Source organism: Pediococcus ethanolidurans, assembly GCF_001437405.1.
Lineage (GTDB): Bacteria > Bacillota > Bacilli > Lactobacillales > Lactobacillaceae > Pediococcus > Pediococcus ethanolidurans.
In genome coordinates, this window is record NZ_JQBY01000002.1 from 51,729 (window position 1) to 73,615 (window position 21,887).

Here is a 21,887-nt window from a genome sequence, read left to right on the forward strand (position 1 = left end):
GAATAATTTCATTATACGGCATTTATGACAAAAAACCTATCTTGAGGTATCTAATTCAGTTAATGAAACTTAATAACGTTTTTTCAAGAATTCATAAAAAGATACGCGATCCTTTTCACTTAAATGACCAAATGATTTCCCAACCATTTTAATAGGAAATTCCAATGGCTGCGCATTAAGATTCACCCACGATGGTTTCTTTAAATTTGCCTTTTTCCATTGAGTGATCTCAAAATAATTTTTTCTCACTGATTTCGATTTAGACGCAAATTTAGAAGTAATCTTAAACGCCAAAACAAATTCATTCTTCACCTTAACAATTAAAATTGGACGCCTTTTTCCATCATCAAATTTAAGATAACGTACAAATGCAGTTGCAATATCATTAATCTTCACGCAACCATTCCTCGACTTTCTTAGTATCCGAGGTCTTTGTGTGAGGAATCGCATTCGATAATTCGCCAATTTCATAATCTATTTGTTGCATATAATCTTTCTTTAATTTCTGATATTCTGCATAATCTTGAGCACTTATAACAAATAAGTCTTGATTAGGTCCTTCTTCTTTATTTGGAAGGGTAATCCGAATCGGAGAATTACTATTAGCCACTTGTTTTAGTAATTTTGATTGTTGTTTTCGAAAATTTGATGGTGTGTAGGTTAAAGTCAATTTTTCTTCAGTTGTCATCATAAGCATCTCCTTCTTTTGTACAATATTATACCCATATTTTGTACAAAACATACGGGAAACAAACTCGTTGATTAAACCAGACAAAATAAAGTACGCAATAGAATTAGAATCAGATGTTTGAAGTTATTTTTTCTATATGTATTAAAAAATTGAGAAAAATTATTTTCCTCAATTTCTTGTTTTTCTAATCATTAGCATGAACATCATATCCCGCTAATCGTTCTTGCACACCAGGTGCATCCGGATCATGATTCCCTTTACCTTTATCTAAACCACGAATTTGTGCTATTTCTTCATCAGTTAATTTAAAATCAAAGATATCAAGATTACTCTTAATGCGACTTTCATGAACTGACTTTGGAAAGACAATAATGCCTTCCTGATTTTCAAAACGTAAAATAACTTGTCCCGCATTTTTACCATATTTATCAGCTAATTTGGTAATGACTGGTTCATTTAACAAGTCATGATTACCTTGACCCAATGGTGCCCAGGCCTCAATTTTCACATTAGCTGCATTCAAAATCTTGCGTAATGGTTTCTGTTGAAAATAGGGATTAAACTCAACTTGATTAACTGATGGTAACGTTGCAAATAATGGCACGAAATGATTCCAAATCTTTGGTGTCATATTAGAAACACCAATCGATTTAATCTTTCCAGCCCGCTTAGCTTCTTCCATAGCCTGCCAAGCTCCGGGAACATCTCCATATGGTTGATGAATTAAATATAAATCAATATAATCAAGTCCTAGTTTTTTCAGCGAAAGATCAATTGCCTTTTTAGCTGGTTCATAACCAAAATCTTGTAACCATAATTTACTGGTAACCCAGATTTGATCCCGTGGAATGCCGCTATCTTTAACAGCTTTACCAACTTCTGCTTCATTAAAGTAAGCTACCGCTGTATCAATATGACGATACCCAATTCTCAAAGCTTCACTTACAGCTTTATAAGTCGAACCATCACTAGGAATCTGAAAAGTTCCAAATCCAATTGCCGGGATTTCTGTACCATCGTTTAATTTAACTTTAGGTGTATTAATTGCTGTCATTTTCAAACTCTCCTTATTAAGGACTGATTACTGTAATTGTTTCAAACTAGAACCAAAGATTTGTTCAATTGTCACAGGATCACGGTGGTCGAAGAACTGACTTTCATTCTTATCTAAAGAAGCCATCGTTTTCATTTCTGCATCTGTTAATTCAAAATCGAAAACATTCATGTTTTCTTCCATGCGATTACGATGAACCGACTTAGGAATAACCGTGATGCCACGCTGTAAGAGCCACCGTAAAATAACCTGGCCGTTTGCCTTATTATACTTTTGCGCAATTTTGGCAATTGTTTCGTTTGTGAAAATATCATGCTTACCTTCCGCAAATGGTGCCCAAGCCTCAACTCGAATGTCTTCGTTTTGATTAAATTTAACTTCTGCTTTTTGTTGATACCATGGATTAACTTCAATCTGATTGATAACTGGTTTAACCGGCATCGTCAATTCAAGATTTTTTAATTGGTCGGCATAGAAATTAGAAACACCGATTGCACGAATCTTACCAGCCTTGTATGCTTCTTGCAATGCTCTCCAAGCACCCATGACATCCCCATATGGTTGGTGAAGTAAATAAAGATCCATGTAATCTAAGCCCAATTTTTGTAAAGAAGCATCAATTCCCTTTTTCGCACGATCATAGGTGAAATCAGATACCCACAGTTTTGACGTCACGAAAATATCTTCCCGTTTAACGCCACTCTTCTTAATGGCACGACCAACCGCTTCTTCGTTTTGATAAGCAGTTGCGGTATCAATCAAACGATAACCTGCCTGTAACGCATTGGTAACCGCCTCTTCAGCCTGACTCAAATCAGGAACTTGAAAAACACCAAATCCTAATTGTGGCATCTCTACGCCGTTATTTAATTTAATTGTTGGTACTTTTGTCATTCTAAAACATCCTTTCTATTTTTAACCTCAACTTTATTCAACATCCTTATAATAAACGCATAGTAATCATTTGAAAATTACTAGTTAAGCATGCTAGTATACAGTTATCGTATGCTAGGAAGTGAAATTATGATTGAAACTTATCTATTAAAAGAATTAGCCGTCTTTTTGCAAACTGGTACCCTAGCTAAAACGGCCGAACAGTTGAACGTGACTCAGCCCACTGTGACCCGTGGTATGCAGAAATTAGAAGATGATTTTGGTGTGCGCTTATTTGACCGCCAGCCCAATCGAATCACCCTCACTGAAACTGGTAAACTGGCCGCAAAAGAAGCCGTTAATCTAGTTCAAGCTAATCAACAAATGATTGATAAAATTCATAACTTTGATCAAAGTCAGCGTAGTCTTCAAATTGGGTCCGTCATTCCAGGACCGCTAATTCTGCTCAAAAATTTAGTAACCCCTTCTCCTCAAAATCTACAAATAACTAGTAAGTTACTCTCGGCCGTTAAAACTGAACAACTAATTTCAACTAACGCCTATGCAGGAATAATTTCTAATCAAGCACTTGCCACAACAACCATTACTTCTCACTATCTGGGCACTGAAAAACTAGCTGTTAATCTTGATAAATTTATGTTTCAGGCCAATCAATCAACAATCAGTTTCAGTGAATTAAAAGATTTAAGTTTCGTTGTGTTAAGCGACATTGGACCGTGGCGAGAAATCATTCAAAAAGAAATTACTGATGCTAAATTTCTTTATCAAGCTCAGCGAGAGGCCTTTGCCGAAATTACAAAGTATTCAGATTTTCCTTATTTTAGTACCAATCTTTCTGCAGTTGATCTATCCTTTACAAAACTTAAAAATAACGATAACCGCGTGCTTATTCCAATCACTGACAGTAGTGCGCAAATGAAAATTTACTTTAACTATTTAAAGGAACAGAAAAAGCGTGTCGCTCCGGTTATTACCTATATTCAACATAATTGGCCTGCATAAACGGTCACTAAAAGCCCTCAATTCGAAAAATTCGTTTTGAGAGCTTTCTTTTTTGTTAAGATCATTTCACCTATAAACGGGTGTAAACATCCCTAGCAATCATCAATTCTTCATTAGTTGGAACAATCAGTGTCTTAATTTTGGCGTCAGAAGTACTAATATCGATCTCTTTACCCATTACTTTATTTTTAGCAAGATCAATTGTGGCGCCAACATAACCAAAAGACGCCATAATCTGGGCACGCATTTCAAAACTGTTTTCGCCAACTCCGCCAGTAAAGACAAGTGCATCAACCCCGTTCATCAAAGCAAGATAGCTTCCCACAAATTTAATCACCCGATTAGCATACATGTTTAATGCCAATTGCGCGCGAGGATGCGTTTCAGCCAATTTTTTTAATTCACGCTGATCATCAGAAAGACCCGAAATTCCCAATAACCCAGATTGATTGTTTAAAATATCTATTATTTCTTCCGGGTCTTTCAGATTTAACTTTTGCATCAAGTACGTGACTAATGACGCATCAATTTGACCACTACGGGTATTCATGATTAAGCCATCTAGTGGACTAAATCCCATTGACGTATCAACCGAACGACCATTTTTAACAGCCGTAATACTCGAGCCAGCGCCTAGGTGCATGACAATCAATCGTAAATCTGATAATGGTTTGTTCAAAAGTTTGGTTGTGCGTTTAGAAACATAACGCACACTAGTTCCATGCGCACCATATTTACGAGCACCATATTTTTGATAATATTCATAGGGAATACCATACAGATAGTTTTCTTCGCTCATGGTCTGGTGAAATGCGGAATCAAACACAGCCACTTGTGTGGTCCATGGCATTAATTGGCGAAAAAGTTCAATACCCCCAACCTCCACATGATTATGGAGTGGGGCAAAAATACCTAAATCATCAATTTGTTTTAGCACAGTTTCCGTAATCACGGTGGATGCTTTAAATACTTCACCACCAGCAACCACGCGATGGCCAATACCAACAATTTCATGAAGATGTTCAACTAGCTTCAACCTTTTCAATTCATCCATTAAAATCATAATGGCATCTTTAAGACTTAATTTTTTATCAAAGGTTCGTTCTCGTTGTTGATCCCCATATTTCACCGTAATTTTTGCTTTCGAGTTATCAAAAAAATCAACTAATCCAGAAGCAATTTGTCGTTCTTCTGGCATTTCAAACAATCGCCATTTGAGTGTTGAGCTTCCCAAATTTACCGACAAGATTTTGCCCATGTCGCCACCTTCTATCTCTAAACTTATATACTTACTTTGTATATTAAACTAGTAGAAAGTAACAATCACGAACGAAGCTCAACAAATTTTCTAGTTCGTTTTATCTACATTTATATCACGTTGTTAAGCCAATTCAATACCGTTTCAACCGATAACCGGTACTTTCTTCAATTACCATATTTTCGTAAACACCGCCGGCCGATTCAATCACTCGCTGACTGGCAACATTAGTTTTTTAAATTGATTAAGTCATGTACGTTTTTAGCCTGCTTCAATTTAGCACGATACTGGTTATGTGTACCTGGATCCACAAAATTTGTTCCTGGTGTGAAATGAATTGTTTCAGTACCTGCTTCAACAGATGTTTTGTAGTACCACTTTTTGAATCTCAGAAAATCTAGTTGATCCTGCATTTCTTGAACCTTTTTCTCCAACACGTTCTCTTCTTTATCTAAATAATCATAACGTTCTTGCAACGTTCCGTCACCTTGTAAACACAGGTTAATAAACTTACCAATATCTTTGATTGGAACGCCACTTTTCTTTAAACAATCAATTACTTCCAGAAAATTAAAATCATTATCTTTAAATTTGCGTCGACCCGCAGTATCCCGATCTACAAATGGCAGTAATCCTTTTTTATCGTAATATCTTAATGTTGATGTATTTGTTCCCATTTTTTCTGCAACTTCACCAATTGAATAATTCATTTTTTTATCTCCATTTTTCGTTTGACTTAAACCTGAGTTCAAGTCGTATGATAACAAAGAATCAAGTAATAATAAACAAAAGGAGATCTTATTATGGGAAGATTATCAGGAAAAGTTGCTGTTATTACAGGTGCTAGTTCTGGCTTTGGCCGTGGAGTTGCACTTGCCTTTGCCAAAGAAGGCTGTAATTTAGTAATCACAGCTCGCAGAAAACAAAGATTACAAGAAGTTGTCGCACAGTGCGAAAAATTAGGTGTGAAAGCGACGTACTATGCGAGTGATGCCCAGGAGGAAGATACCGCTATTAAAACAGTTAACTTAGCTATTCAAACTTTTGGAAAAATTGACATTTTAATCAATAATGCTGGCATTGGGCGAACCCTTTCGTTAACCGAAACATCCCTATCAGATTACGATTTGATTATGAATACCAATGTCAGAAGTGCCTTTGCATTTACCAAAGCTGCCGTGCCAGATATGCTGAAACGTCATGATGGTCAAATTATCTTAGTTTCATCGGTGACTGGTATTGTTGGGCACGCCAATGAAACTGCCTATACCTGCAGTAAATTCGCATTACGTGGCTTTGGTCAGGCTCTAGATAAAGAACTGTTAGATAAAGGTATTCGAACTTGTGTCTTCTGTCTGCATGCTGGGGCGACTGAATTTGAAGTCGGCTACGGTCGTACTAAGGAGGGAGTTGCAAAATCTGGCTTTTTGACCCCAGAGGATGTTGGTCAAGCCCTACTGAGTGTCTGTGTTCAAACTAAGAATTCTCGTATTGTGGAGTTACGATTAGCTTCAAACAACGTTAAGTACTAAAAATAGACCCCAAAGAGAAACGTTCAAAGTTTCTTTTTGAGGCCCATTTTGACATATCAGTCATTGTTTTAGTTTTCTATTGGTAAATCTTTAATTTTGCGGGCTGGAACGCCACCCACTAAAACATTATCGGCAACATCCTTAGTCACCACCGCACCCGCAGCAATGACGACATTACTTCCAATTGTTACTCCTGGCATAATCGAAACTTTACCACCAATCCACACATCATCCCCAATTGTAACTGGCGATGCTTGTGCTAAATACTTTCTGCGTCCCTCAGCAGTCATCGGATGATTCACCGTATAAATATCAACATTCGGACCAATCATCACGTGACTACCAATACTAACCGGGGCAATATCCAAAATAGTCAAATTATAATTACTCAAAAAGTCTTCACCCACATGAATATTTTTGCCATAATCACAATTAAAACTAGCTTGAACTGAAATTTGCTCACCCGTTGAACCAAATATCTCCTTAATTTTTTGTGTTTGTGCCTTAGGGTCAGTTGCGGAGATTTCATTAAATTCCTGGCATAATTTAGCGGCCCGTGCTTTGCGTTTAGCCACTTCATCATCCAAAAAGTAATATTCTTCTCCGGCTACTAATTTTCCCAATTCAGTCATCTAATCACCTCAGAGTTAAGACTATCACTTAAACCCGGGTTTAAGTCCAGTCATTAAACCTATTTTTTGTTTGAGCTAATTGTTTAATTCGTTGTTCAATCTCATCACGAACTTTTCTAAAGACCTGCAGAATTTCTGTCTCGCTTCCCTGAGCTTGAGCAGGATCTGGTAATGGCCAGTGCAGCTTTCGAACAGTTGCTGGGGTAACTGGGCACCGATCCCGGGCATCACCGCAAAGGGTCACCACTAAATCACTCGTATTTAAATACTGTAGATCAATTAATTTTGAGTTGTTTTTCGAAATATCGATTTGTTTTTCTGCCATAACTTTAACTGCTCGTTGGTTTAAGCCATGAGTTTCAATACCGGCACTGGCTACTCGCCATTGATCACCGAGAATTTTCTTTGCAAATCCTTCTGCCATTTGACTTCGGCAGGAATTACCCGTGCATAAAAAATAAATTTGCTTCATTATTAAACACTCCTATAGCAATTCAATGGAGGAATTAAAATACTTTTCTAAAAATTGAATTTTCACAGTAAGTTGCTTTTGCGTATAAGTCTTACTTTTTTTGGCAACAAGCCGTTTTTCTTCATTTTATTTAGCTTAAGTATACAAATGTTTTGCTGATTAATAAACAAAAAAACCATCCCTAATATAATTTGAGATGACTTGAATATTACGACTATTATCTAAATTTAATTGGTTACCTGCTTCACCCATTGCATGACTCGACTATCTGCGTGATCAACCTTATTGCCATCAACAACTAAAGCATTCGTAAAAGTATCTTGCTTAGCACCCTGTTGACGCAAGATTTCTTTGATGCGATCCACACTATCTCCTTGCCCATAACCGCCTTCCGTCATAAACGGTGCAATTTTCTTGTCAGACAACTGATTACCATACTCAGTCAAAAAGGCCGTCATGGGATGCGATAACGTCATCGCCCAAATAGGATAACCTAAATAAACTGTCTGATACTGAGATAAATCTGGTACATTCATATCTATTTTAGGATAATTCTGACTTTCTCGTTCCGAATTAGCTCTTGAAAGTGTTTTTTGATAATTGCCAGCATAAGGATTCTTGACAATAATTTCTAGAATATCCGCATTAGTTTCTTTAGCAATTTTGCTTGCCAACAATTCGGTACTTCCTGAACGAGAGAAATAGATAATAAGACTCTTCGCATTTTTAGTCAGCTTACGTGTCGGTTGATTTTCACTATTCGTATCTTGCCCATCAGATTTAGTCCCATAACCATTACGCCACTCACTATTTGACTTAGTCAGTTGTGGTGCATAGATAGGATTGCCATCAATTCTTCCGGCAACTTTTCGATTTTCCTCATTTTGTTGATCATAATTTATAAACGATATAATTGTTAATCTCCCTATTCCAAACACAAGGCAACCAATCAAGATTATCACACCAATCTTTCTCTGATACATTTTTCCCGCCGCCTTATTTTCGTATTATTTTGAGCCACATAATGTTATTTCTAAGCATCTTCTTCACTCATTAGTCACATCATATACCTTCGTCTGAACACCAATGCAACTACAAATTTTTATATTTGACTTAAACCATAGTTTAAGTCGTATGATACTTACATAAACAAAAAGAATTAATAAAAGGAGCTATTTCATGGCAAATAAAACATGGTTAATTACCGGAACTTCAACAGGGTTTGGAAGAACCTTAGCAACATTTTTAGCAAAACAATCAAATATCAATTTAGTCGCTACAGCCCGCAACACAAAAAAGTTAGCTTACTTAAACGAGTTTGATCATGGTCAAATTCAAAAATTAACTTTAGATGTGACTAATCAACAAGAAATCAAGTCTGTGGTTACACAAGCACAAGCAAAATTTGGCACAATTGATGTACTTGTTAACAACGCTGGATTAGGTTATTTTGGAACTTTTGAAGAGAGTAATCGCGACACGGTCAAATATATGTTTGATGTTAATGTATGGGGACTTGTCGATATGACTCGCAGTGTATTACCAGTAATGCGTCAACAAAAATCTGGTATCATTATCAATTTTTCTTCCTTAGCAGGACTGTATTCATTTCCAACACTTTCATTTTATAGTGGTACAAAATATGCCATTGAAGGAATTAGCGAGGCACTATCTAAAGAAGTTACCGATTGCAATATTAAGGTTATGCTGGTTGAACCCAGTGGTTTTAGAACCGATTGGGCCGGCCGTTCTTCTGATAAAGCGCTTCCTAAAATTGCAGATTATCAACAATTCAAACAAACAATTATAGATAACGCTGAAAGTGCTCATCATGAACCAGGCGATCCCGAAAAGGCCGTGCAAATCATTTTTGATCAAGTTGTTAATCACACTGCAGAACTTCCATTACGTTTACCATTAGGCAAACTTTCTACTGATACAGCTATTGATAAATATACAAAATCCTTGGCACACTTCAAAAAATTACACGATTTGTCCGCATCAGCAGATCAACCAGAATAAGCATTTCACTACTAACTCTAAAAAGTCACGTAATCATTTGATTAATTACGTGACTTTTTGTTCACTCAAATAAATTAACTAGGCTGGCATAATACTTTTCAGTCATTTATAATTTATCTAGTATTTTAAAAGGAGAAAGGATTTTTGAAAATGAACATAAAATTTCGTTCTGCTACTTTAACTGATTTACCTACTATCATGCAAATCGAAAATACTGGTTTTTCCAAACAAGAGGCTGCCACCGAAAGTGCCATGCAAAATCGTATTCAAATGATCAGCGACAGTTTCATCGTGGCTTGTAATCATGAAAACTTGCCTTTAGGCTACGTCGTTGGTCCAGTTATCAATGAACGCCATTTGACCGATAATTTATTTCAACAAACTACTAAAAATCCCACAATCGGTGGTTATCAAAGCATTTTGAGTTTAGCGGTTGCCCCGCAATGGCAAAATTTAGGAATTGCCAGTCAGTTACTAACAGAACTCAAACAAATTAGTTTAAAAAATAAAAGACAAGGAATCACATTAACTTGCTTGCACAGGCTAATTCCCTATTATGAGAAAAATGGTTATCAAGTTGACGGAAAATCTTCATCACAACATGCAGGTGAAATCTGGTACGATATGGTATTAGAATTACCAAACTAATCATAGTACATTTGTGCTCCTTGTTTAGATATCAAAAGACGATTCAGTTTTTAAAACCTAAATCGTCTTTTTTAAGTTACTTAATACGTTCATGTCTGTGCCGAATAAGATAGATCAAAGTAGCCATTATTAAAACCACAGCTCCTACAATAACGGAAATACGTGTATCCGGATTAATGAACATAAAAACCACAATAACAGTCAACATCACAATCGCAAAGTAATTGGAATAAGGGAAAAATGGCAATTTGAATGGATGTGTACCCATCAAACTCGCATTATTTTCTCGAAAACGCAGTTCGGCTAAAAGGATGACAAACCACGGTACCATTCCAGGTAAAACTGATGAACTAAAAACAACCACAAATAAGTTGGAAGTCGATTTACTGAAAATCGAAGTCACTGTATCAATAATGAAACCGATCAAAATTCCACCTGAAATGCCAAGAATGGCAATGTTTGGAACCACTTGTTTAGATAACCGACCAAACAACTTTGGTGCTTCTCCTTCGTGAGCTAACTTAAAAAGCATGCGGCTTGAGGAATAAATACCAGAATTGGCACCAGATAAAGCAGCTGTTAGAACAACAAAATTGATGACCGCCGCAGCTGAGGTAATGCCGACTTTTGCAAAGGTTGACACAAAGGGTGATCCAACTGCACTAAGGTGATTCCACGGATAAATTGTCACAATTACAAAAATTGCACCCACATAAAAAATTAAAATACGCCAAAGCACCGATTTTACAGATTTCACGATTGCTTCTTGAGGATTAGCAACTTCTCCAGCTGAAATTCCAAGAAGTTCAATGCCTTGATAAGAACCAACAATAATCGACATAGAAAAGAAGAATCCTTTGAAACCACCAGTAAAGAAGCCGCCATGACGCCAAAGATTACTGAAACCAGTTGGATGGCCGCCATTACCAAAGCCAAAAAAGATAACCATGAAGCCTAAAACAATCATCATGATAATTGTGATGACTTTAATCATTGCAAACCAAAACTCTAGTGACCCATAGGCTTTGGCGCTGGCTAGATTAGCAAGTACTAAAAATAAAATAATGAGAATTCCAGCAACAAAAGAATTGATATTAGGCCACCAGTATTTAAGGTACTCAGTCGCCGCAACAACTTCGGACATGCCAACTACAATATATTCAAAAACATTGGCCCACTTTGCTAGATAACCTGCAATAGGATGGACATATTCAGTCGCATAATCTGCGAAAGAGCCAGTGCCCGGATTAATATAGATCATTTCACCAAGCGCTCGCATGACAATATAAAGAATTAGGCCAACAAACATATATGCTAGTAAAACGGATGGTCCCGTCCACTTGATTGTGGAGGCTGATCCCATAAACAGGCCAACACCTATAGCGCCGCCTAAAGAAATCATTTCCATTTGACCAGCCGTCATTGAACGTTGTAACTTTGGTGCCTGATTTGAATTTTGTTTCATTATTCCTCCTAAAGACCGTCGTTTTTCAAGTAACGCGTGGCACCTTTTATTACTTGAATCTATTCACGACAAATAAAGATAATATTAATATAGTAAAATATAATTTTGCCTTAATCAAATTTTAATTTTTAAGATCAAATGAACCTAGTTCAAAAAAACAGCCTAAGATTAATTTTATGACCAATCTTAGGCTGTTTTCAGTTTGATATTTTTAATTTGTACTTTTAAAAAAATTTTTATTGATCTTCGTCTCTGGTTTTGACCTCATCACCGAACTGAAAATCTTTCATTTGTTTGGCAAGCGCTTCACTACGATACGCATTACTATCAAACCATGGAGCGGCCCCACTTGCCATCATCATTACTGGAATTTGTCGACCATCATAATAATGATAGCGGACATATTCTGAATCCCCATCACCCGCATTTTGATGCGCACCACGAATATTTAGCCATTTTGATTTGGTACTCTTGAGGTAGCTTAGTTTTACATCACTTATTTTTTCTGAAGTTACATGTTCTACATTCTTGCTATAAGTATCGTAGTAGTACCAAGTTCCTTTATAAGCACTTGGCCACTGCTGAGGCGATGAATTTACGTCACTACTTACATCACTATTTAAAGAAGCGTCAGTTAAAACTGCTGGTTCACTACCCGTCAAAATTTTTGCGAAACCTGTCTGGAGAGCCGAATTTTGTGTGTCTTGAATATCCAAAACGCCACCATTTGTAGTTTGTGTCATAAATACAACTGGCTGGCCATTATGAATGCAGAATAAATAGGTTGTTGGAAAATGTGTTCCAGAAACACCACCGGTTGCAACTTCCACAATTTGGTATTCACTACCATTTTCGCCATTTTTAGACCAAGTTAAATGTACTGAGGTGCTTCCCCATTTAACGTGGCCGTCAAGATCACCATTTTCAAGCACTTTTGGAAATATAAATCCCAAATGATCTGGTTGATCTCCTTTATAAGTTCCCTTATAAGTTTGGCCCATATCTGTTTGCCACGTTTGCATGAATTTCGCTAATTTTTGCCGCTTTGTTTGATTCCAAACGGTCGTTGCTACTTTTGTTTTTGTAGTTACCCGTTTAGCAGACTTACTTGAACTAGTTTTTTTAGCCGCCTGGCCATTCTTTTTTACAGTTGTCGACTGCACCGTTTTTGAACTACCCTTACTTGCCTGTTTGTTAGCGTTAGTTGAACATCCAGTCAAAACAAGTAAGCTAACCAATAAACTCCACCATATTTTTTTCATAACATTTAAATAACCATTCCCGCACGTTTGGTTATTTCCCCCTACCTTCTAATTGTTTTAAATATAAATCACACAATAATTATATCACTATAAGTGGTATTAATTACTATGCTTTTACAATACTAGAAATCAATCTAACTCTAAAATTTGTTTATCATAAGCAAACATGCTATTTTTAGCTTAAACTAATCTCCTAAAGGAAACGGGATCATTATGACAAAATATATTTCATTTATTATTCTTAGCAGTGTAATTATCACCTTTGTCTTAACTAAATTACTAAAATTTACGGATGCTAACTTGCTTGTTAATTTTGTCCTTTATTTAATCGTTACCGTTTCTATCACAGCTTTACTAACAATCTTTAGCCCAACGTTTCGAAAATTCTGGCATTCTTAAGCTCATAAAATTATCTAATCAATTATTCTGACTTAACTCTTGTCTTATTAAAAATCAGTTTCTCGCCAATCGATCTTACCATTTTCATAACTGCTTGGTTCTAACAAGCTACTGACTAGAGCCTTTTTCAAAACTGTATTAAAGTCCTCCTGCGCTTTTTGAAAAGTAGTATGCGCCAGCGCTTCGCTACGCTGAATATGAGCATCATCGCCCGGAAATACTTGTTTTGCCAAATGAAGCTCCGGTAACTGCAATGTCCCAACATTATCAACAGCCTGACTAATATCATATAAAGAAATTTCAGTCACTGGTCTTTTAAGGGTATAGCCCCCATCTTTATTTGCGCTTGAATTGACCAAACCGGCCACCACTAATTTTCTTAAAACTTTTTTCAAATATGAATCGGATACTTTTAATCGTTGACTGAGTAACTGACTTTTTAAGGGCAGGTGATCCTTTTGCAAAGCCAAAATTAGAATGACATAAATTCCCTGTTCAACGCTTTTATTTAGTTTCATCGTTACCCTTCCGTTCCGTTAGTTTATCTCCATTTTAACTGATTAGTTTTTAAAATAATCCAAATATTTGGCAAACTCCGGATGATTTTTAAGAACTTTTTCAACCGTTTTTGGATCTTTAGCTAATTGTTGGAGTTGTTCAAATTCAGACAGTTTACTGCCCTGATTATTGGGATAAAAAATTTCGGCGTTATTTCGCTGTTGAGCTGCCTCAACATACGCATTTGCAACTTTAATAGGTTGCATTGCAGCACCCACATCTGCGATTCCTTGAATAGTTAATAAACCCACATAAATTCCTTTTTCTTTAAGTACATCGTGAAGTGACAAAACATAGCTTCGCAGTGCAGCTTTTGTTAAGGATAATGTAGTGGTCAAAGCACTTGGGTGTAATGCTGCTCCGCCACCTGTCACCAAAATTGTTTGAGGTCGTTTTGTGTTCACAAATTGTTGACAAGCATCAATGCATCCCAAAACATTTGTTTCAAATGTCGCTTTAATATCATCTAATGAAGAGGTCAAAGGATCATCCAACGCTGTGTTGCCAACATTATAAATTAATGTATCCACTTCAGACTCATCCTGAAATAGTTGCTGTACTTGCTCATGTTTAGTGACATCCACTGCATGACAACTGGCCTTAATTTCATTCTCAGCAAGTTCTTCTTGATATTCTGTTAAGCGCCCCGAATTTCTGGCAACCAACACAATTGTATTACCTTGTTCACCAAATTTTTGTGCTAAAGCCAAGCCAAAGCCTGGTCCAACACCCATAATCATAACTTTTTTCATTATTTAACCTCCTCTTCACCAACTGTTAAAAGTCCCTCAAGTAATTCATTTACAACATGGTGAATTTCAACAGGTTTCATATTTACATTGAAAATACCAAAGAAACGAAGTAATGGTACCATGCGACTCATTTGGTCTTTTCTACCCGCACCATAGACTAAAGTGGGTTCCACAATTGCAAGTGGTACTGTACTTTGTCGCAAATCCCCAATCAATCGTTTTTTAGTATTCAAAAAATACTTCGGACCAAGCTTACCACCAATGAACCCCATTGCCTTGGCATTGTGTGTTTCAGCAAGTCGTTTCATTAACATCGCAGGTTGATCATTCACTTTTTTCGATAAAATAACATCTTTTTCTGGTCGTCCGATCAAGTCCACAATGTAGTCAAATTTTGTTGGTAACGCGTCATCGACCGCACCATGATCAGTTAAATCTACTGCAACATTTGTGATTTCAGGCAATTTAAGTTGATTATTTCCTGATCTGGAAAGCACAATAAATTGTGCCGATTTGTCCCTGTCGTGCCATGCTTTCGTTAACTCGCGGCCAATATACCCATTTCCACCAAGTAATACAATTATTTTTTTCATTTAAATAGCCTCTTTTCTATAGATATTATATATCCATGGATACATAATATCCTCGATAATTAATTTTGTCAATTTTTTCGTTTAAAAAAATCAACAAAATTCAAAGTTACCTGTTGACTTAAAAACAACACGTGGTATGATATAGATGTTGATTATAAAACAACACGTTAATTTGAAAGGAAGAATTTATTTATGAATTATGCAATTACTGCTGCAACTGGTAACTTTGGTCAAACTGCTGTACAAGAACTTTTAAAATCTGCAGGTAGCGATAACGTTATTGCTATCGCCCGCAATGTCGAAAAAGCAAAAAAACTATTGCCTCAAGGTATTGAAATCCGTCAAGGTGATTATGCGGATGAAGCTTCTATGGAAAAAGCATTGCAAAGTGTCGATCGTTTACTCTTCATTTCTTCTCAACCTGGTGGTAAAGTGACTCGTGCCGCTCAACATCAAAATGTTGTTAAAGCTTTAGCAGCCAACAAAGTTAGTTTTGTTGCTTACACCAGTTTTCCAAATGCACAAACCTCTACTAGTGCATTGGCTGATGATCATAAACTAACTGAAAACGCCATTAAAGAAACTGGCGTTGCCCATGCCTTTCTTCGTAACAACTGGTATCTTGAAAACGAAATTGGCTTCTTAAAAAGTGGAGCTGCAAATCAATATGCTACTTACTGGGCCAATGGTAATGCTGGCTGGGCGTTAGAACGTGAATTTGCCACAGCAGCTGCCAAAGTGTTAACATTAAGCGATCCAAAGGAAGTTTACGAGTTTGCAGGTTCGGCGCGTTCCTACGAAGATCTGGGCGCAGCATTAAAACAAGCAACAGGTAATGATTTTGAAGTCAAACAAGTTACTGCCAAAGAATATCAAGCCGGATTAGAAAAAACTGGATTGGATAGCAACATGGCGGCCCTCTTCACTTCATTTCAAGAACCAATCAATGATGGCTCTTTGAATGAAAATTCAAATGACTTAGAAACTGTCCTCGGCCACGAACTCACTAACTTGCCGGATGCAATCAACGAAATTCTTAATCGAAACTAGGTGCAATCATGAAGTACTCCCACAAGTTAAGCGACGCTATTCATATCCTGGCTTATCTCATCGTTTACAAAGACGGCGATCTTTCTAGCAAGGCAATTGCTGCAAGTATTGAAGCAAATGCGAGTGTTGTCCGGAATTTGATGTCTGATTTGCGAAAAGCCGGGTTAATTCGTACGCAACCTGGAAGTGCAAACACCACACTGAATGTTGATCCCAAACAGATTACCCTTTTGAATGTTTATCAAGCCATTAGTATGGATCATAATTTACTACACATTGATCCTAAAACAAATCCACAGTGTATTGTGGGTGGTAATATTCAAGACACATTAAATAAGTACTATGCAGATATTGAAGAAACTGCTTTTCAACGAATGAATGAAATTACCATTCAAGACATCACTGACGATATTTTGACCCGCCAAAAAACAAAATGATACAAGCATATGAACAAACAAGAGACTGAAAAATTTTTCCAGTCTCTTTATTTGTCTCCGAACTTTAGTGATCAAAATCGGAGAAAAAGTTTTATTTTATTGTTTATGAATAATTATATATTGTTTATCGATAATCTGAATGCTATAATCAGCTTATTCAAAAACTGAGGTGATCATCATGAAATTTCGACGCACAATTTTAGATTTAGCTTTACTTTTTATCACAGGTGTCATTTGGCTGGTTGGCTTTTTGTATCTAATTCAAATTTTCACTTCTAAGAGTCTTGAGCATCCCGTTGTCATTAGTTTTTTAGGAATCACCATTTTGGGAACCGTTATTTTTGGAACGCAAATCATGTTTTTCTTGCATCGCATGCTCCGGTTAATCATTGATCATCAGGCCTTTTCTCAAAAATCCATTAAATTAGTAAAAAAAATTCGCCGTAATATTGGTTTTATTAGTGTTTGTTTTATTTTTGCCATGCCTTTTTTTATAACCATTGCTAATATCGAAAATGCTCCTGGTGTTGGTCTCATGGGATTTGCTCTAATTTGCGTCCCATTTGCTGTCTATATCCTTTCTCAAATTATCGAAGATCTTTTTATAAGTGCTTTCAATCTACAAAAAGATCACGATTTGACAGTGTGAGGAGGTTTTTAAATGGCAATTCAAATCGATCTGGACGTCGTTATGGCTCAAAAAAAGATGACTGTAACCCAATTAGCTAGCGCGGTGGGTATTACGATGGCAAATATTTCCATTTTAAAAACGGGTAAAGCAAGAGCAATTCGTTTTTCCACCTTAGAAAAAATTTGTGAAGTTCTTGACTGTCAACCTGGAGATATTTTAAAATATGTGCCGGATCACGAAGAACAGTAATTTTTAAACAGAATACTTAAAGCCGAAGTTGAGAAAATTCTTTCAACTTCGATTTTTTATGTTTCAATCCAATATTTGCGGAAAAGTATTTCGCCAGTTTTAAAAAGCGTTAAGATGAATCTGTACAAAAAATTTATAAAATAAGTAGCTTTGATAAAGATAAGGAGATTTTCAAAATGTTGGTATTTTACGAATACACAAAAGATGAAATGATAACCTATTTAAAAAAACAGGCACCTCACGCTCAGATTCATGTTCAAGATGAAGTTAGTCATCAACATGCAGCTAACTGCCGGGCCACAAATGAAATGGAAGGCAACCTGTTAGCTTACGTGGCCGTTAGTGACACAGACGATATTAAAGGCGTTTTAAAAACAGCACGCAAGTTTCATCTACCTGTTATTCCTCAAAGTGGTGATACCTCCACTGTCATTGGTGCAGACGGGATTGACGGTGGTATTATTTTATCAACCGTTAAGTTAAACCACATTAAAAAAATCAGTCCAGATGATGGAATTGCCGTCGTTGAACCTGGTGTTGTTAATGGTGATTTAGATAAAGCAGCTCGTAAACAAGGCTTGTTTTATGCACCCGATCCGGTTTCTCGACCCCTTTCAACAATTGGTGGTAATGTGGCTACAAATGCTGGTGGTATGAGTACCGTTAAGTATGGTGCAACCAAAGATGCGGTGCTCGGTTTAAAAGTTATTTTGGCTGATGGCCGTGAACTCACCCTCGGTGGTCAAACTTATAAACAAGCTTTTGGATATGATTTAACCCAGTTATTCGTCGGTTCAGAAGGCACTTTGGGAATCATCACAGAAATTACGGTTCGGTTATTGCCTATTCCGGTTGGAAACTCAGTTACAGGAATTGCCTTTTTCAAAGATATGGTGGCGCTTTCTGTGGCCGTTAAGGATTTGCGCATGTCCGGGATTGCCCCTGTTATGTTGGAAGCCTTAGACAGCAAAACAGTTGCCGCCTTAGATAAGTATGAAAACAAACACTATACAAACGGTACTTCTGCCATGCTGATTTTTAAACTTGATGCAGGTGGTCAGGAAAGCTTACAAATTGCCAAAGAAACTTTAACAAGTGATCATGCCACAAATATTGAAATCACTACCGATTCACAAAAAGCAGACGATTTATTAAAACTGCGTCAGGATATGCTCCCAGCAATTTTTATTAACAATAATCACATCATGGAAGACATGGCTGTTCCCTTGTCCAAACTAGCTGAAATGATGAATTACATTTCAAAAGTTAGTGATGAACTAAATGTTGAAATTTATACGGCCGGTCATGCTGGTGATGGCAACGTTCATCCTAGTTTAGTATGGTCTAAAGATGAACCTAATCCACCGAAAAAAGTGATCGAAGCCACCCGGCTCTTATTGAAAAAAACACTCGCCCTTGGCGGCACCATTTCAGGGGAACATGCAGTTGGAATGCTAAAAAATCAATGGACGAATGCTGAATTAGGTTTTGATGTTGATGAACTACAGCATGCTGTTAAACATCTCTTTGATCCGATGGGAATTCTTAATCCAAAACGAAAGATTAATTAGTTATTTAAATCAATAGAATAAAAGTGAGAAAAAGTGTGTTTACTTCGTGCATACTACGTTGTCCATGCAACTAATATTACTAAAGTGGTAAGTTGCCATGGGTTTTGTAGCTATGCGGAGAAATCAACCTTTTTCCCCGATTTCAACTATTAAAGTTCGAAAATAAAAAGGAGACTGGGAATTCTTTTCCAGCCTCTTTGTTTAACTCTGTATATTTCATCTTTGATCAAAAGAAATTTTATTTTTTCTCGTCAATCAATACCGTTCCTTGGTCAGGATTATGATCAATGGCGCCCACAATTTCATGTGGTAAATAAGGTTCTTCTAAGTAATCAACATCTTCTTTAGTTAATTTGATCGATAAAGCCTCAACGGCATCGTCTAAATGTTTAGCTTTAGTTGAACCAACAATTGGTGCCATTACTCCCTTCGCCCATTGCCAAGCTAATGCGATTTGACTCATGGAAACATTGTATTTCTTGGCTAGTTCATCGACACGTTTCACAATTCGTAAATCCTCAGTTTCTGCGCGATCATACTTGCCTATTGCCACGCGATCAGTCTGGCTACGTAACGTGTTAACTTGCCACTCGCGATGACTCAAATGACCTGCAGCCAAAGGACTATATGGCATTAACGAAACACCCCATTGTTTGCAAACGGGAATTAATTCACGTTCATCTTCGCGATACAACAAATTATAGTGATTTTCCATTGCTTGAAATTGTGCCCAGCCATGATCCTTGGCCACTTGTTGCATATTATTAAACTGATAACCATACATCGCCGAAGCCCCAATTGCACGAACTTTTCCAGATTTAACCAAATCATTGAGCGCCGACATGGTTTCTTCAATTGGCGTATCATAATCAAAACGATGAATGATGTATAAATCTAGATAATCTGTTCCTAACCGTTTTAGCGAGCCATCAATTTCGCGATGAATGGCTTCACTAGAAAGTCGGCCAGGATTGAAATAGACTTTCGATGCAAGAACAACTTTATCACGCGCAACATTATTTTCCTTTAAAGCACGACCTAAATATTCTTCACTAGTACCCTTAGAATATGTATTGGCTGTGTCAAAGAAATTAATTCCTAAATTTAAAGCATGTTTGATGATTTTTTCACTATCTGGATATTCAAGACTCCAGTCATGCATGGTTCCTGGTTTACCAAAGCTCATCGCCCCAATACAAATCTTTGAAACCTGAATATCTGTATTTCCTACTTTGGTATACTGCATATTTTCATTTGTCATTTTATAACTCCTCTTCAAATTTTAAGTCTTACAAACAAATTTTGAAAACTAGCTAACCATTTTTAATGATAGTAGTAACGCTATATTGACTATCTAAATGGTACTCCTTGAAGTGCACTTCAAGTCAAGTAATATGCCATTCTATCTGCAAATAATTATTAAATACTTTTATATCTAATTTGTTATCTCATTCAAATTAATTACGTCTTAACGTAAAAAAGTTTAAAATGACCGTGTAAACAATTTGAATTGGAGTGAAAAGTCGTGTTAGAAAAACCAGTTTACAAAAAATTATTGAGTCATGCCTTTGATTTTCCCGTCACAGTTAAGTATTGGGATGGTCAGTCTGAAACTTATGGTGAAGGCACACCGCAAGCAGAAATTGACATTAACAAGAAATTAGCGATGAAAGACGTGGCTAAACATGCAACTTTGACGCTTGGAGAAGCTTACATGGATGGCGATATTGATATTAAAGGATCTATTCAACAAGTTGTGGCTTCTGCTTATCGTCAATCTAGCAGTTTTATGCATGATAAAAGCTTTATGAAATTTCTCCCGAAACAGGGACATTCCGAAGCGGAAAACGAAAAAGATATTCAAAGTCATTACGATATCGGTAATGATTTTTACAAATTATGGTTAGATCCAACCTTAACCTATTCATGTGCCTACTTTGAAAATGACGATGATACTTTGGAACAAGCACAATTAAATAAGATTCATCACATTTTAAAAAAATTAAAACCAGAACGCGGAAAGACTTTATTAGATATCGGCTCTGGTTGGGGAACCCTCCTGTATATTGCTGCTGAAACTTATGGACTGCATGCCACTGGGGTTACCTTAAGTAAAGAACAGTACCAATATACAAAAGCGCAAATTAAAAAACGTGGCTTAGAGGACTTAGTTGATGTGCAATTAGAAGACTATCGCGAAATCAAAGGTCAATTCGATTACATTACTAGTGTTGGTATGTTTGAACATGTGGGCAAAGATAATCTTCCTGGCTACTTTAAGAAAGTAAATGAGTTATTAAAACCAGGTGCAAGGGCACTTATTCATGGCATTACCGGACAACACAATGGCGCCGGTGTAGATCCATGGTTAACAAAATATATTTTCCCAGGTGGCTACATTCCTAGTGTTTCCAAGAATCTCGATTACATGATTGACGCTGATCTTCAAATTGATGATTTGGAACCATTACGGCGTCACTATCAAAAAACACTTGAAATCTGGGATCATAATTTTAATCAGGTACGGGATCAGGTTCGCAACATGTTTGATGAACGCTTCTGCCGCATGTGGGATCTTTATCTCCAGGCAGCGGCTGCTTCGTTTGAAGCTGGTAACATTGATGTCATGCAATATCTGTTAACCAAAGCCCCTAGTGGTGATGGGTTACCAATGACTCGTAATTATATGTACACAGAAAAATAATTAATTTCATC

26 protein-coding genes are annotated in these 21,887 nt (G+C 36.8%); 11 read left to right on the top strand and 15 right to left on the bottom strand.

The window, feature by feature from the left end:
- Positions 1-69 precede the first annotated feature (69 nt).
- The 4 genes from IV87_RS01085 to IV87_RS01100 form a co-directional block, all read right to left on the bottom strand.
- Positions 70-396 carry a hypothetical protein gene (locus IV87_RS01085; RefSeq protein WP_057805062.1) on the bottom strand — a complete coding sequence of 109 codons (327 nt, stop codon included), beginning with the start codon at positions 394-396 and terminating at the stop codon, positions 70-72.
- Positions 386-688: a type II toxin-antitoxin system Phd/YefM family antitoxin gene (locus IV87_RS01090; protein ID WP_057805063.1), complete on the bottom strand. Its 303-nt coding sequence runs from the start codon at positions 686-688 to the stop codon at positions 386-388. The genes IV87_RS01085 and IV87_RS01090 overlap by 11 nt, the downstream gene beginning before the upstream one ends.
- Before the next feature lie 187 nt (positions 689-875).
- A complete protein-coding gene (locus IV87_RS01095) occupies positions 876-1,745 on the bottom strand; it encodes an aldo/keto reductase (protein ID WP_057805064.1) in 870 nt (289 codons plus the stop codon).
- Positions 1,746-1,772: 27 nt separating this feature from the next.
- Complete coding sequence (locus IV87_RS01100) at positions 1,773-2,639, bottom strand: aldo/keto reductase (protein WP_057805065.1); 867 nt, start codon at positions 2,637-2,639, stop codon at positions 1,773-1,775.
- A 129-nt stretch (positions 2,640-2,768) separates the two neighbouring features.
- On the opposite strand from IV87_RS01100, the gene IV87_RS01105 reads away from it, so the two are divergent.
- A complete protein-coding gene (locus tag IV87_RS01105) occupies positions 2,769-3,641 on the top strand; it encodes a LysR family transcriptional regulator (RefSeq protein WP_057805066.1) in 873 nt (290 codons plus the stop codon).
- 70 nt (positions 3,642-3,711) lie between these two features.
- Here IV87_RS01105 and IV87_RS01110 read toward each other — a convergent pair whose 3' ends face one another.
- Together IV87_RS01110 and IV87_RS01115 are read right to left on the bottom strand one after the other, a co-directional pair.
- Positions 3,712-4,899 (bottom strand): acetate/propionate family kinase, encoded by a 1,188-nt coding sequence (locus IV87_RS01110; protein WP_057805067.1) that lies wholly within the window; start codon positions 4,897-4,899, stop codon positions 3,712-3,714.
- Positions 4,900-5,126: 227 nt separating this feature from the next.
- Positions 5,127-5,609, bottom strand: a complete 483-nt coding sequence (locus IV87_RS01115) for a MerR family transcriptional regulator (protein ID WP_057805068.1) — start codon at positions 5,607-5,609, stop codon at positions 5,127-5,129.
- Between the two features lie 93 nt (positions 5,610-5,702).
- On the opposite strand from IV87_RS01115, the gene IV87_RS01120 reads away from it, so the two are divergent.
- Entirely contained in the window at positions 5,703-6,431 is a 729-nt protein-coding gene (locus tag IV87_RS01120) for an SDR family oxidoreductase (protein ID WP_057805069.1), read from the top strand.
- 68 nt (positions 6,432-6,499) lie between these two features.
- Here IV87_RS01120 and IV87_RS01125 read toward each other — a convergent pair whose 3' ends face one another.
- From IV87_RS01125 to IV87_RS01135, 3 genes are all read right to left on the bottom strand, one after another.
- The gene (locus IV87_RS01125) at positions 6,500-7,063 is read right to left on the bottom strand and encodes a sugar O-acetyltransferase (RefSeq protein ID WP_057805070.1); all 564 of its coding nucleotides are present in this window, start codon (positions 7,061-7,063) and stop codon (positions 6,500-6,502) included.
- Positions 7,064-7,103: 40 nt separating this feature from the next.
- Positions 7,104-7,535, bottom strand: a complete 432-nt coding sequence (gene arsC, locus IV87_RS01130) for an arsenate reductase (thioredoxin) (protein ID WP_057805071.1) — start codon at positions 7,533-7,535, stop codon at positions 7,104-7,106.
- 227 nt (positions 7,536-7,762) lie between these two features.
- On the bottom strand, positions 7,763-8,518 hold the full coding sequence (locus IV87_RS01135) for a flavodoxin family protein (protein WP_082623485.1): 756 nt from the start codon (positions 8,516-8,518) through the stop codon (positions 7,763-7,765).
- 196 nt (positions 8,519-8,714) lie between these two features.
- Here IV87_RS01135 and IV87_RS01140 point away from each other — a divergent pair, with 196 nt between their 5' ends.
- Positions 8,715-9,557: an oxidoreductase gene (locus tag IV87_RS01140; RefSeq protein WP_057805072.1), complete on the top strand. Its 843-nt coding sequence runs from the start codon at positions 8,715-8,717 to the stop codon at positions 9,555-9,557.
- A gap of 150 nt (positions 9,558-9,707) precedes the next feature.
- Complete coding sequence (locus IV87_RS01145; protein WP_057805158.1) at positions 9,708-10,205, top strand: GNAT family N-acetyltransferase; 498 nt, start codon at positions 9,708-9,710, stop codon at positions 10,203-10,205.
- Between the two features lie 76 nt (positions 10,206-10,281).
- On the opposite strand, the gene IV87_RS01150 is transcribed toward IV87_RS01145, so the two are convergent.
- Positions 10,282-11,670 carry an amino acid permease gene (locus tag IV87_RS01150; protein ID WP_057805073.1) on the bottom strand — a complete coding sequence of 463 codons (1,389 nt, stop codon included), beginning with the start codon at positions 11,668-11,670 and terminating at the stop codon, positions 10,282-10,284.
- A 236-nt stretch (positions 11,671-11,906) separates the two neighbouring features.
- A complete protein-coding gene (locus IV87_RS01155) occupies positions 11,907-12,932 on the bottom strand; it encodes a DUF4767 domain-containing protein (protein ID WP_057805074.1) in 1,026 nt (341 codons plus the stop codon).
- Positions 12,933-13,145: 213 nt separating this feature from the next.
- On the opposite strand from IV87_RS01155, the gene IV87_RS01160 reads away from it, so the two are divergent.
- On the top strand, positions 13,146-13,331 hold the full coding sequence (locus IV87_RS01160; RefSeq protein WP_057805075.1) for a hypothetical protein: 186 nt from the start codon (positions 13,146-13,148) through the stop codon (positions 13,329-13,331).
- A 47-nt stretch (positions 13,332-13,378) separates the two neighbouring features.
- On the opposite strand, the gene IV87_RS01165 is transcribed toward IV87_RS01160, so the two are convergent.
- From IV87_RS01165 to IV87_RS01175, 3 genes are read right to left on the bottom strand one after another with little or no spacing between them, the layout of a single operon-like run.
- Positions 13,379-13,849, bottom strand: coding sequence for an Rrf2 family transcriptional regulator (locus IV87_RS01165; protein WP_057805076.1), 471 nt, complete (start codon positions 13,847-13,849; stop codon positions 13,379-13,381).
- 42 nt (positions 13,850-13,891) lie between these two features.
- Positions 13,892-14,641 (bottom strand): SDR family NAD(P)-dependent oxidoreductase, encoded by a 750-nt coding sequence (locus IV87_RS01170; protein ID WP_057805077.1) that lies wholly within the window; start codon positions 14,639-14,641, stop codon positions 13,892-13,894.
- The gene (locus tag IV87_RS01175) at positions 14,641-15,234 is read right to left on the bottom strand and encodes an NAD-dependent epimerase/dehydratase family protein (RefSeq protein WP_057805078.1); all 594 of its coding nucleotides are present in this window, start codon (positions 15,232-15,234) and stop codon (positions 14,641-14,643) included. The genes IV87_RS01170 and IV87_RS01175 overlap by 1 nt, the downstream gene beginning before the upstream one ends.
- Before the next feature lie 192 nt (positions 15,235-15,426).
- Between IV87_RS01175 and IV87_RS01180 the strand changes: the two genes are divergently transcribed.
- The 5 genes from IV87_RS01180 to IV87_RS01200 all read left to right on the top strand — a co-directional run bounded on the left by IV87_RS01180 (position 15,427) and on the right by IV87_RS01200 (position 19,172).
- Complete coding sequence (locus IV87_RS01180; protein WP_057805079.1) at positions 15,427-16,284, top strand: NAD(P)H-binding protein; 858 nt, start codon at positions 15,427-15,429, stop codon at positions 16,282-16,284.
- A gap of 8 nt (positions 16,285-16,292) precedes the next feature.
- Entirely contained in the window at positions 16,293-16,721 is a 429-nt protein-coding gene (locus IV87_RS01185) for an Rrf2 family transcriptional regulator (protein WP_057805080.1), read from the top strand.
- 178 nt (positions 16,722-16,899) lie between these two features.
- A complete protein-coding gene (locus tag IV87_RS01190) occupies positions 16,900-17,370 on the top strand; it encodes a DUF2975 domain-containing protein (RefSeq protein ID WP_057805081.1) in 471 nt (156 codons plus the stop codon).
- 12 nt (positions 17,371-17,382) lie between these two features.
- The gene (locus tag IV87_RS01195) at positions 17,383-17,601 is read left to right on the top strand and encodes a helix-turn-helix domain-containing protein (RefSeq protein ID WP_057805082.1); all 219 of its coding nucleotides are present in this window, start codon (positions 17,383-17,385) and stop codon (positions 17,599-17,601) included.
- A gap of 176 nt (positions 17,602-17,777) precedes the next feature.
- Positions 17,778-19,172 carry an FAD-binding oxidoreductase gene (locus tag IV87_RS01200; RefSeq protein WP_057805083.1) on the top strand — a complete coding sequence of 465 codons (1,395 nt, stop codon included), beginning with the start codon at positions 17,778-17,780 and terminating at the stop codon, positions 19,170-19,172.
- Between the two features lie 238 nt (positions 19,173-19,410).
- Here IV87_RS01200 and IV87_RS01205 read toward each other — a convergent pair whose 3' ends face one another.
- Complete coding sequence (locus tag IV87_RS01205) at positions 19,411-20,418, bottom strand: aldo/keto reductase (protein WP_057805159.1); 1,008 nt, start codon at positions 20,416-20,418, stop codon at positions 19,411-19,413.
- A 279-nt stretch (positions 20,419-20,697) separates the two neighbouring features.
- Between IV87_RS01205 and IV87_RS01210 the strand changes: the two genes are divergently transcribed.
- A complete protein-coding gene (locus tag IV87_RS01210) occupies positions 20,698-21,876 on the top strand; it encodes an SAM-dependent methyltransferase (RefSeq protein WP_057805084.1) in 1,179 nt (392 codons plus the stop codon).
- The last annotated feature ends 11 nt before the right edge of the window (positions 21,877-21,887 follow it).

Bases quoted from the DNA above. Each gene is read 5' to 3' on its own strand.
- IV87_RS01090 (WP_057805063.1), bottom strand. From the start codon at position 688: ATGACAACTGAAGAAAAATTGACTTTAACCTACACACCATCAAATTTT.
- IV87_RS01095 (WP_057805064.1), bottom strand. From the start codon at position 1,745: ATGACAGCAATTAATACACCTAAAGTTAAATTAAACGATGGTACAGAA.
- IV87_RS01100 (WP_057805065.1), bottom strand. From the start codon at position 2,639: ATGACAAAAGTACCAACAATTAAATTAAATAACGGCGTAGAGATGCCA.
- IV87_RS01105 (WP_057805066.1), top strand. From the start codon at position 2,769: ATGATTGAAACTTATCTATTAAAAGAATTAGCCGTCTTTTTGCAAACT.
- IV87_RS01110 (WP_057805067.1), bottom strand. From the start codon at position 4,899: ATGGGCAAAATCTTGTCGGTAAATTTGGGAAGCTCAACACTCAAATGG.
- IV87_RS01115 (WP_057805068.1), bottom strand. From the start codon at position 5,609: ATGAATTATTCAATTGGTGAAGTTGCAGAAAAAATGGGAACAAATACA.
- IV87_RS01120 (WP_057805069.1), top strand. From the start codon at position 5,703: ATGGGAAGATTATCAGGAAAAGTTGCTGTTATTACAGGTGCTAGTTCT.
- IV87_RS01125 (WP_057805070.1), bottom strand. From the start codon at position 7,063: ATGACTGAATTGGGAAAATTAGTAGCCGGAGAAGAATATTACTTTTTG.
- arsC (WP_057805071.1), bottom strand. From the start codon at position 7,535: ATGAAGCAAATTTATTTTTTATGCACGGGTAATTCCTGCCGAAGTCAA.
- IV87_RS01135 (WP_082623485.1), bottom strand. From the start codon at position 8,518: ATGTATCAGAGAAAGATTGGTGTGATAATCTTGATTGGTTGCCTTGTG.
- IV87_RS01140 (WP_057805072.1), top strand. From the start codon at position 8,715: ATGGCAAATAAAACATGGTTAATTACCGGAACTTCAACAGGGTTTGGA.
- IV87_RS01145 (WP_057805158.1), top strand. From the start codon at position 9,708: ATGAACATAAAATTTCGTTCTGCTACTTTAACTGATTTACCTACTATC.
- IV87_RS01150 (WP_057805073.1), bottom strand. From the start codon at position 11,670: ATGAAACAAAATTCAAATCAGGCACCAAAGTTACAACGTTCAATGACG.
- IV87_RS01155 (WP_057805074.1), bottom strand. From the start codon at position 12,932: ATGAAAAAAATATGGTGGAGTTTATTGGTTAGCTTACTTGTTTTGACT.
- IV87_RS01160 (WP_057805075.1), top strand. From the start codon at position 13,146: ATGACAAAATATATTTCATTTATTATTCTTAGCAGTGTAATTATCACC.
- IV87_RS01165 (WP_057805076.1), bottom strand. From the start codon at position 13,849: ATGAAACTAAATAAAAGCGTTGAACAGGGAATTTATGTCATTCTAATT.
- IV87_RS01170 (WP_057805077.1), bottom strand. From the start codon at position 14,641: ATGAAAAAAGTTATGATTATGGGTGTTGGACCAGGCTTTGGCTTGGCT.
- IV87_RS01175 (WP_057805078.1), bottom strand. From the start codon at position 15,234: ATGAAAAAAATAATTGTATTACTTGGTGGAAATGGGTATATTGGCCGC.
- IV87_RS01180 (WP_057805079.1), top strand. From the start codon at position 15,427: ATGAATTATGCAATTACTGCTGCAACTGGTAACTTTGGTCAAACTGCT.
- IV87_RS01185 (WP_057805080.1), top strand. From the start codon at position 16,293: ATGAAGTACTCCCACAAGTTAAGCGACGCTATTCATATCCTGGCTTAT.
- IV87_RS01190 (WP_057805081.1), top strand. From the start codon at position 16,900: ATGAAATTTCGACGCACAATTTTAGATTTAGCTTTACTTTTTATCACA.
- IV87_RS01195 (WP_057805082.1), top strand. From the start codon at position 17,383: ATGGCAATTCAAATCGATCTGGACGTCGTTATGGCTCAAAAAAAGATG.
- IV87_RS01200 (WP_057805083.1), top strand. From the start codon at position 17,778: ATGTTGGTATTTTACGAATACACAAAAGATGAAATGATAACCTATTTA.
- IV87_RS01205 (WP_057805159.1), bottom strand. From the start codon at position 20,418: ATGCAGTATACCAAAGTAGGAAATACAGATATTCAGGTTTCAAAGATT.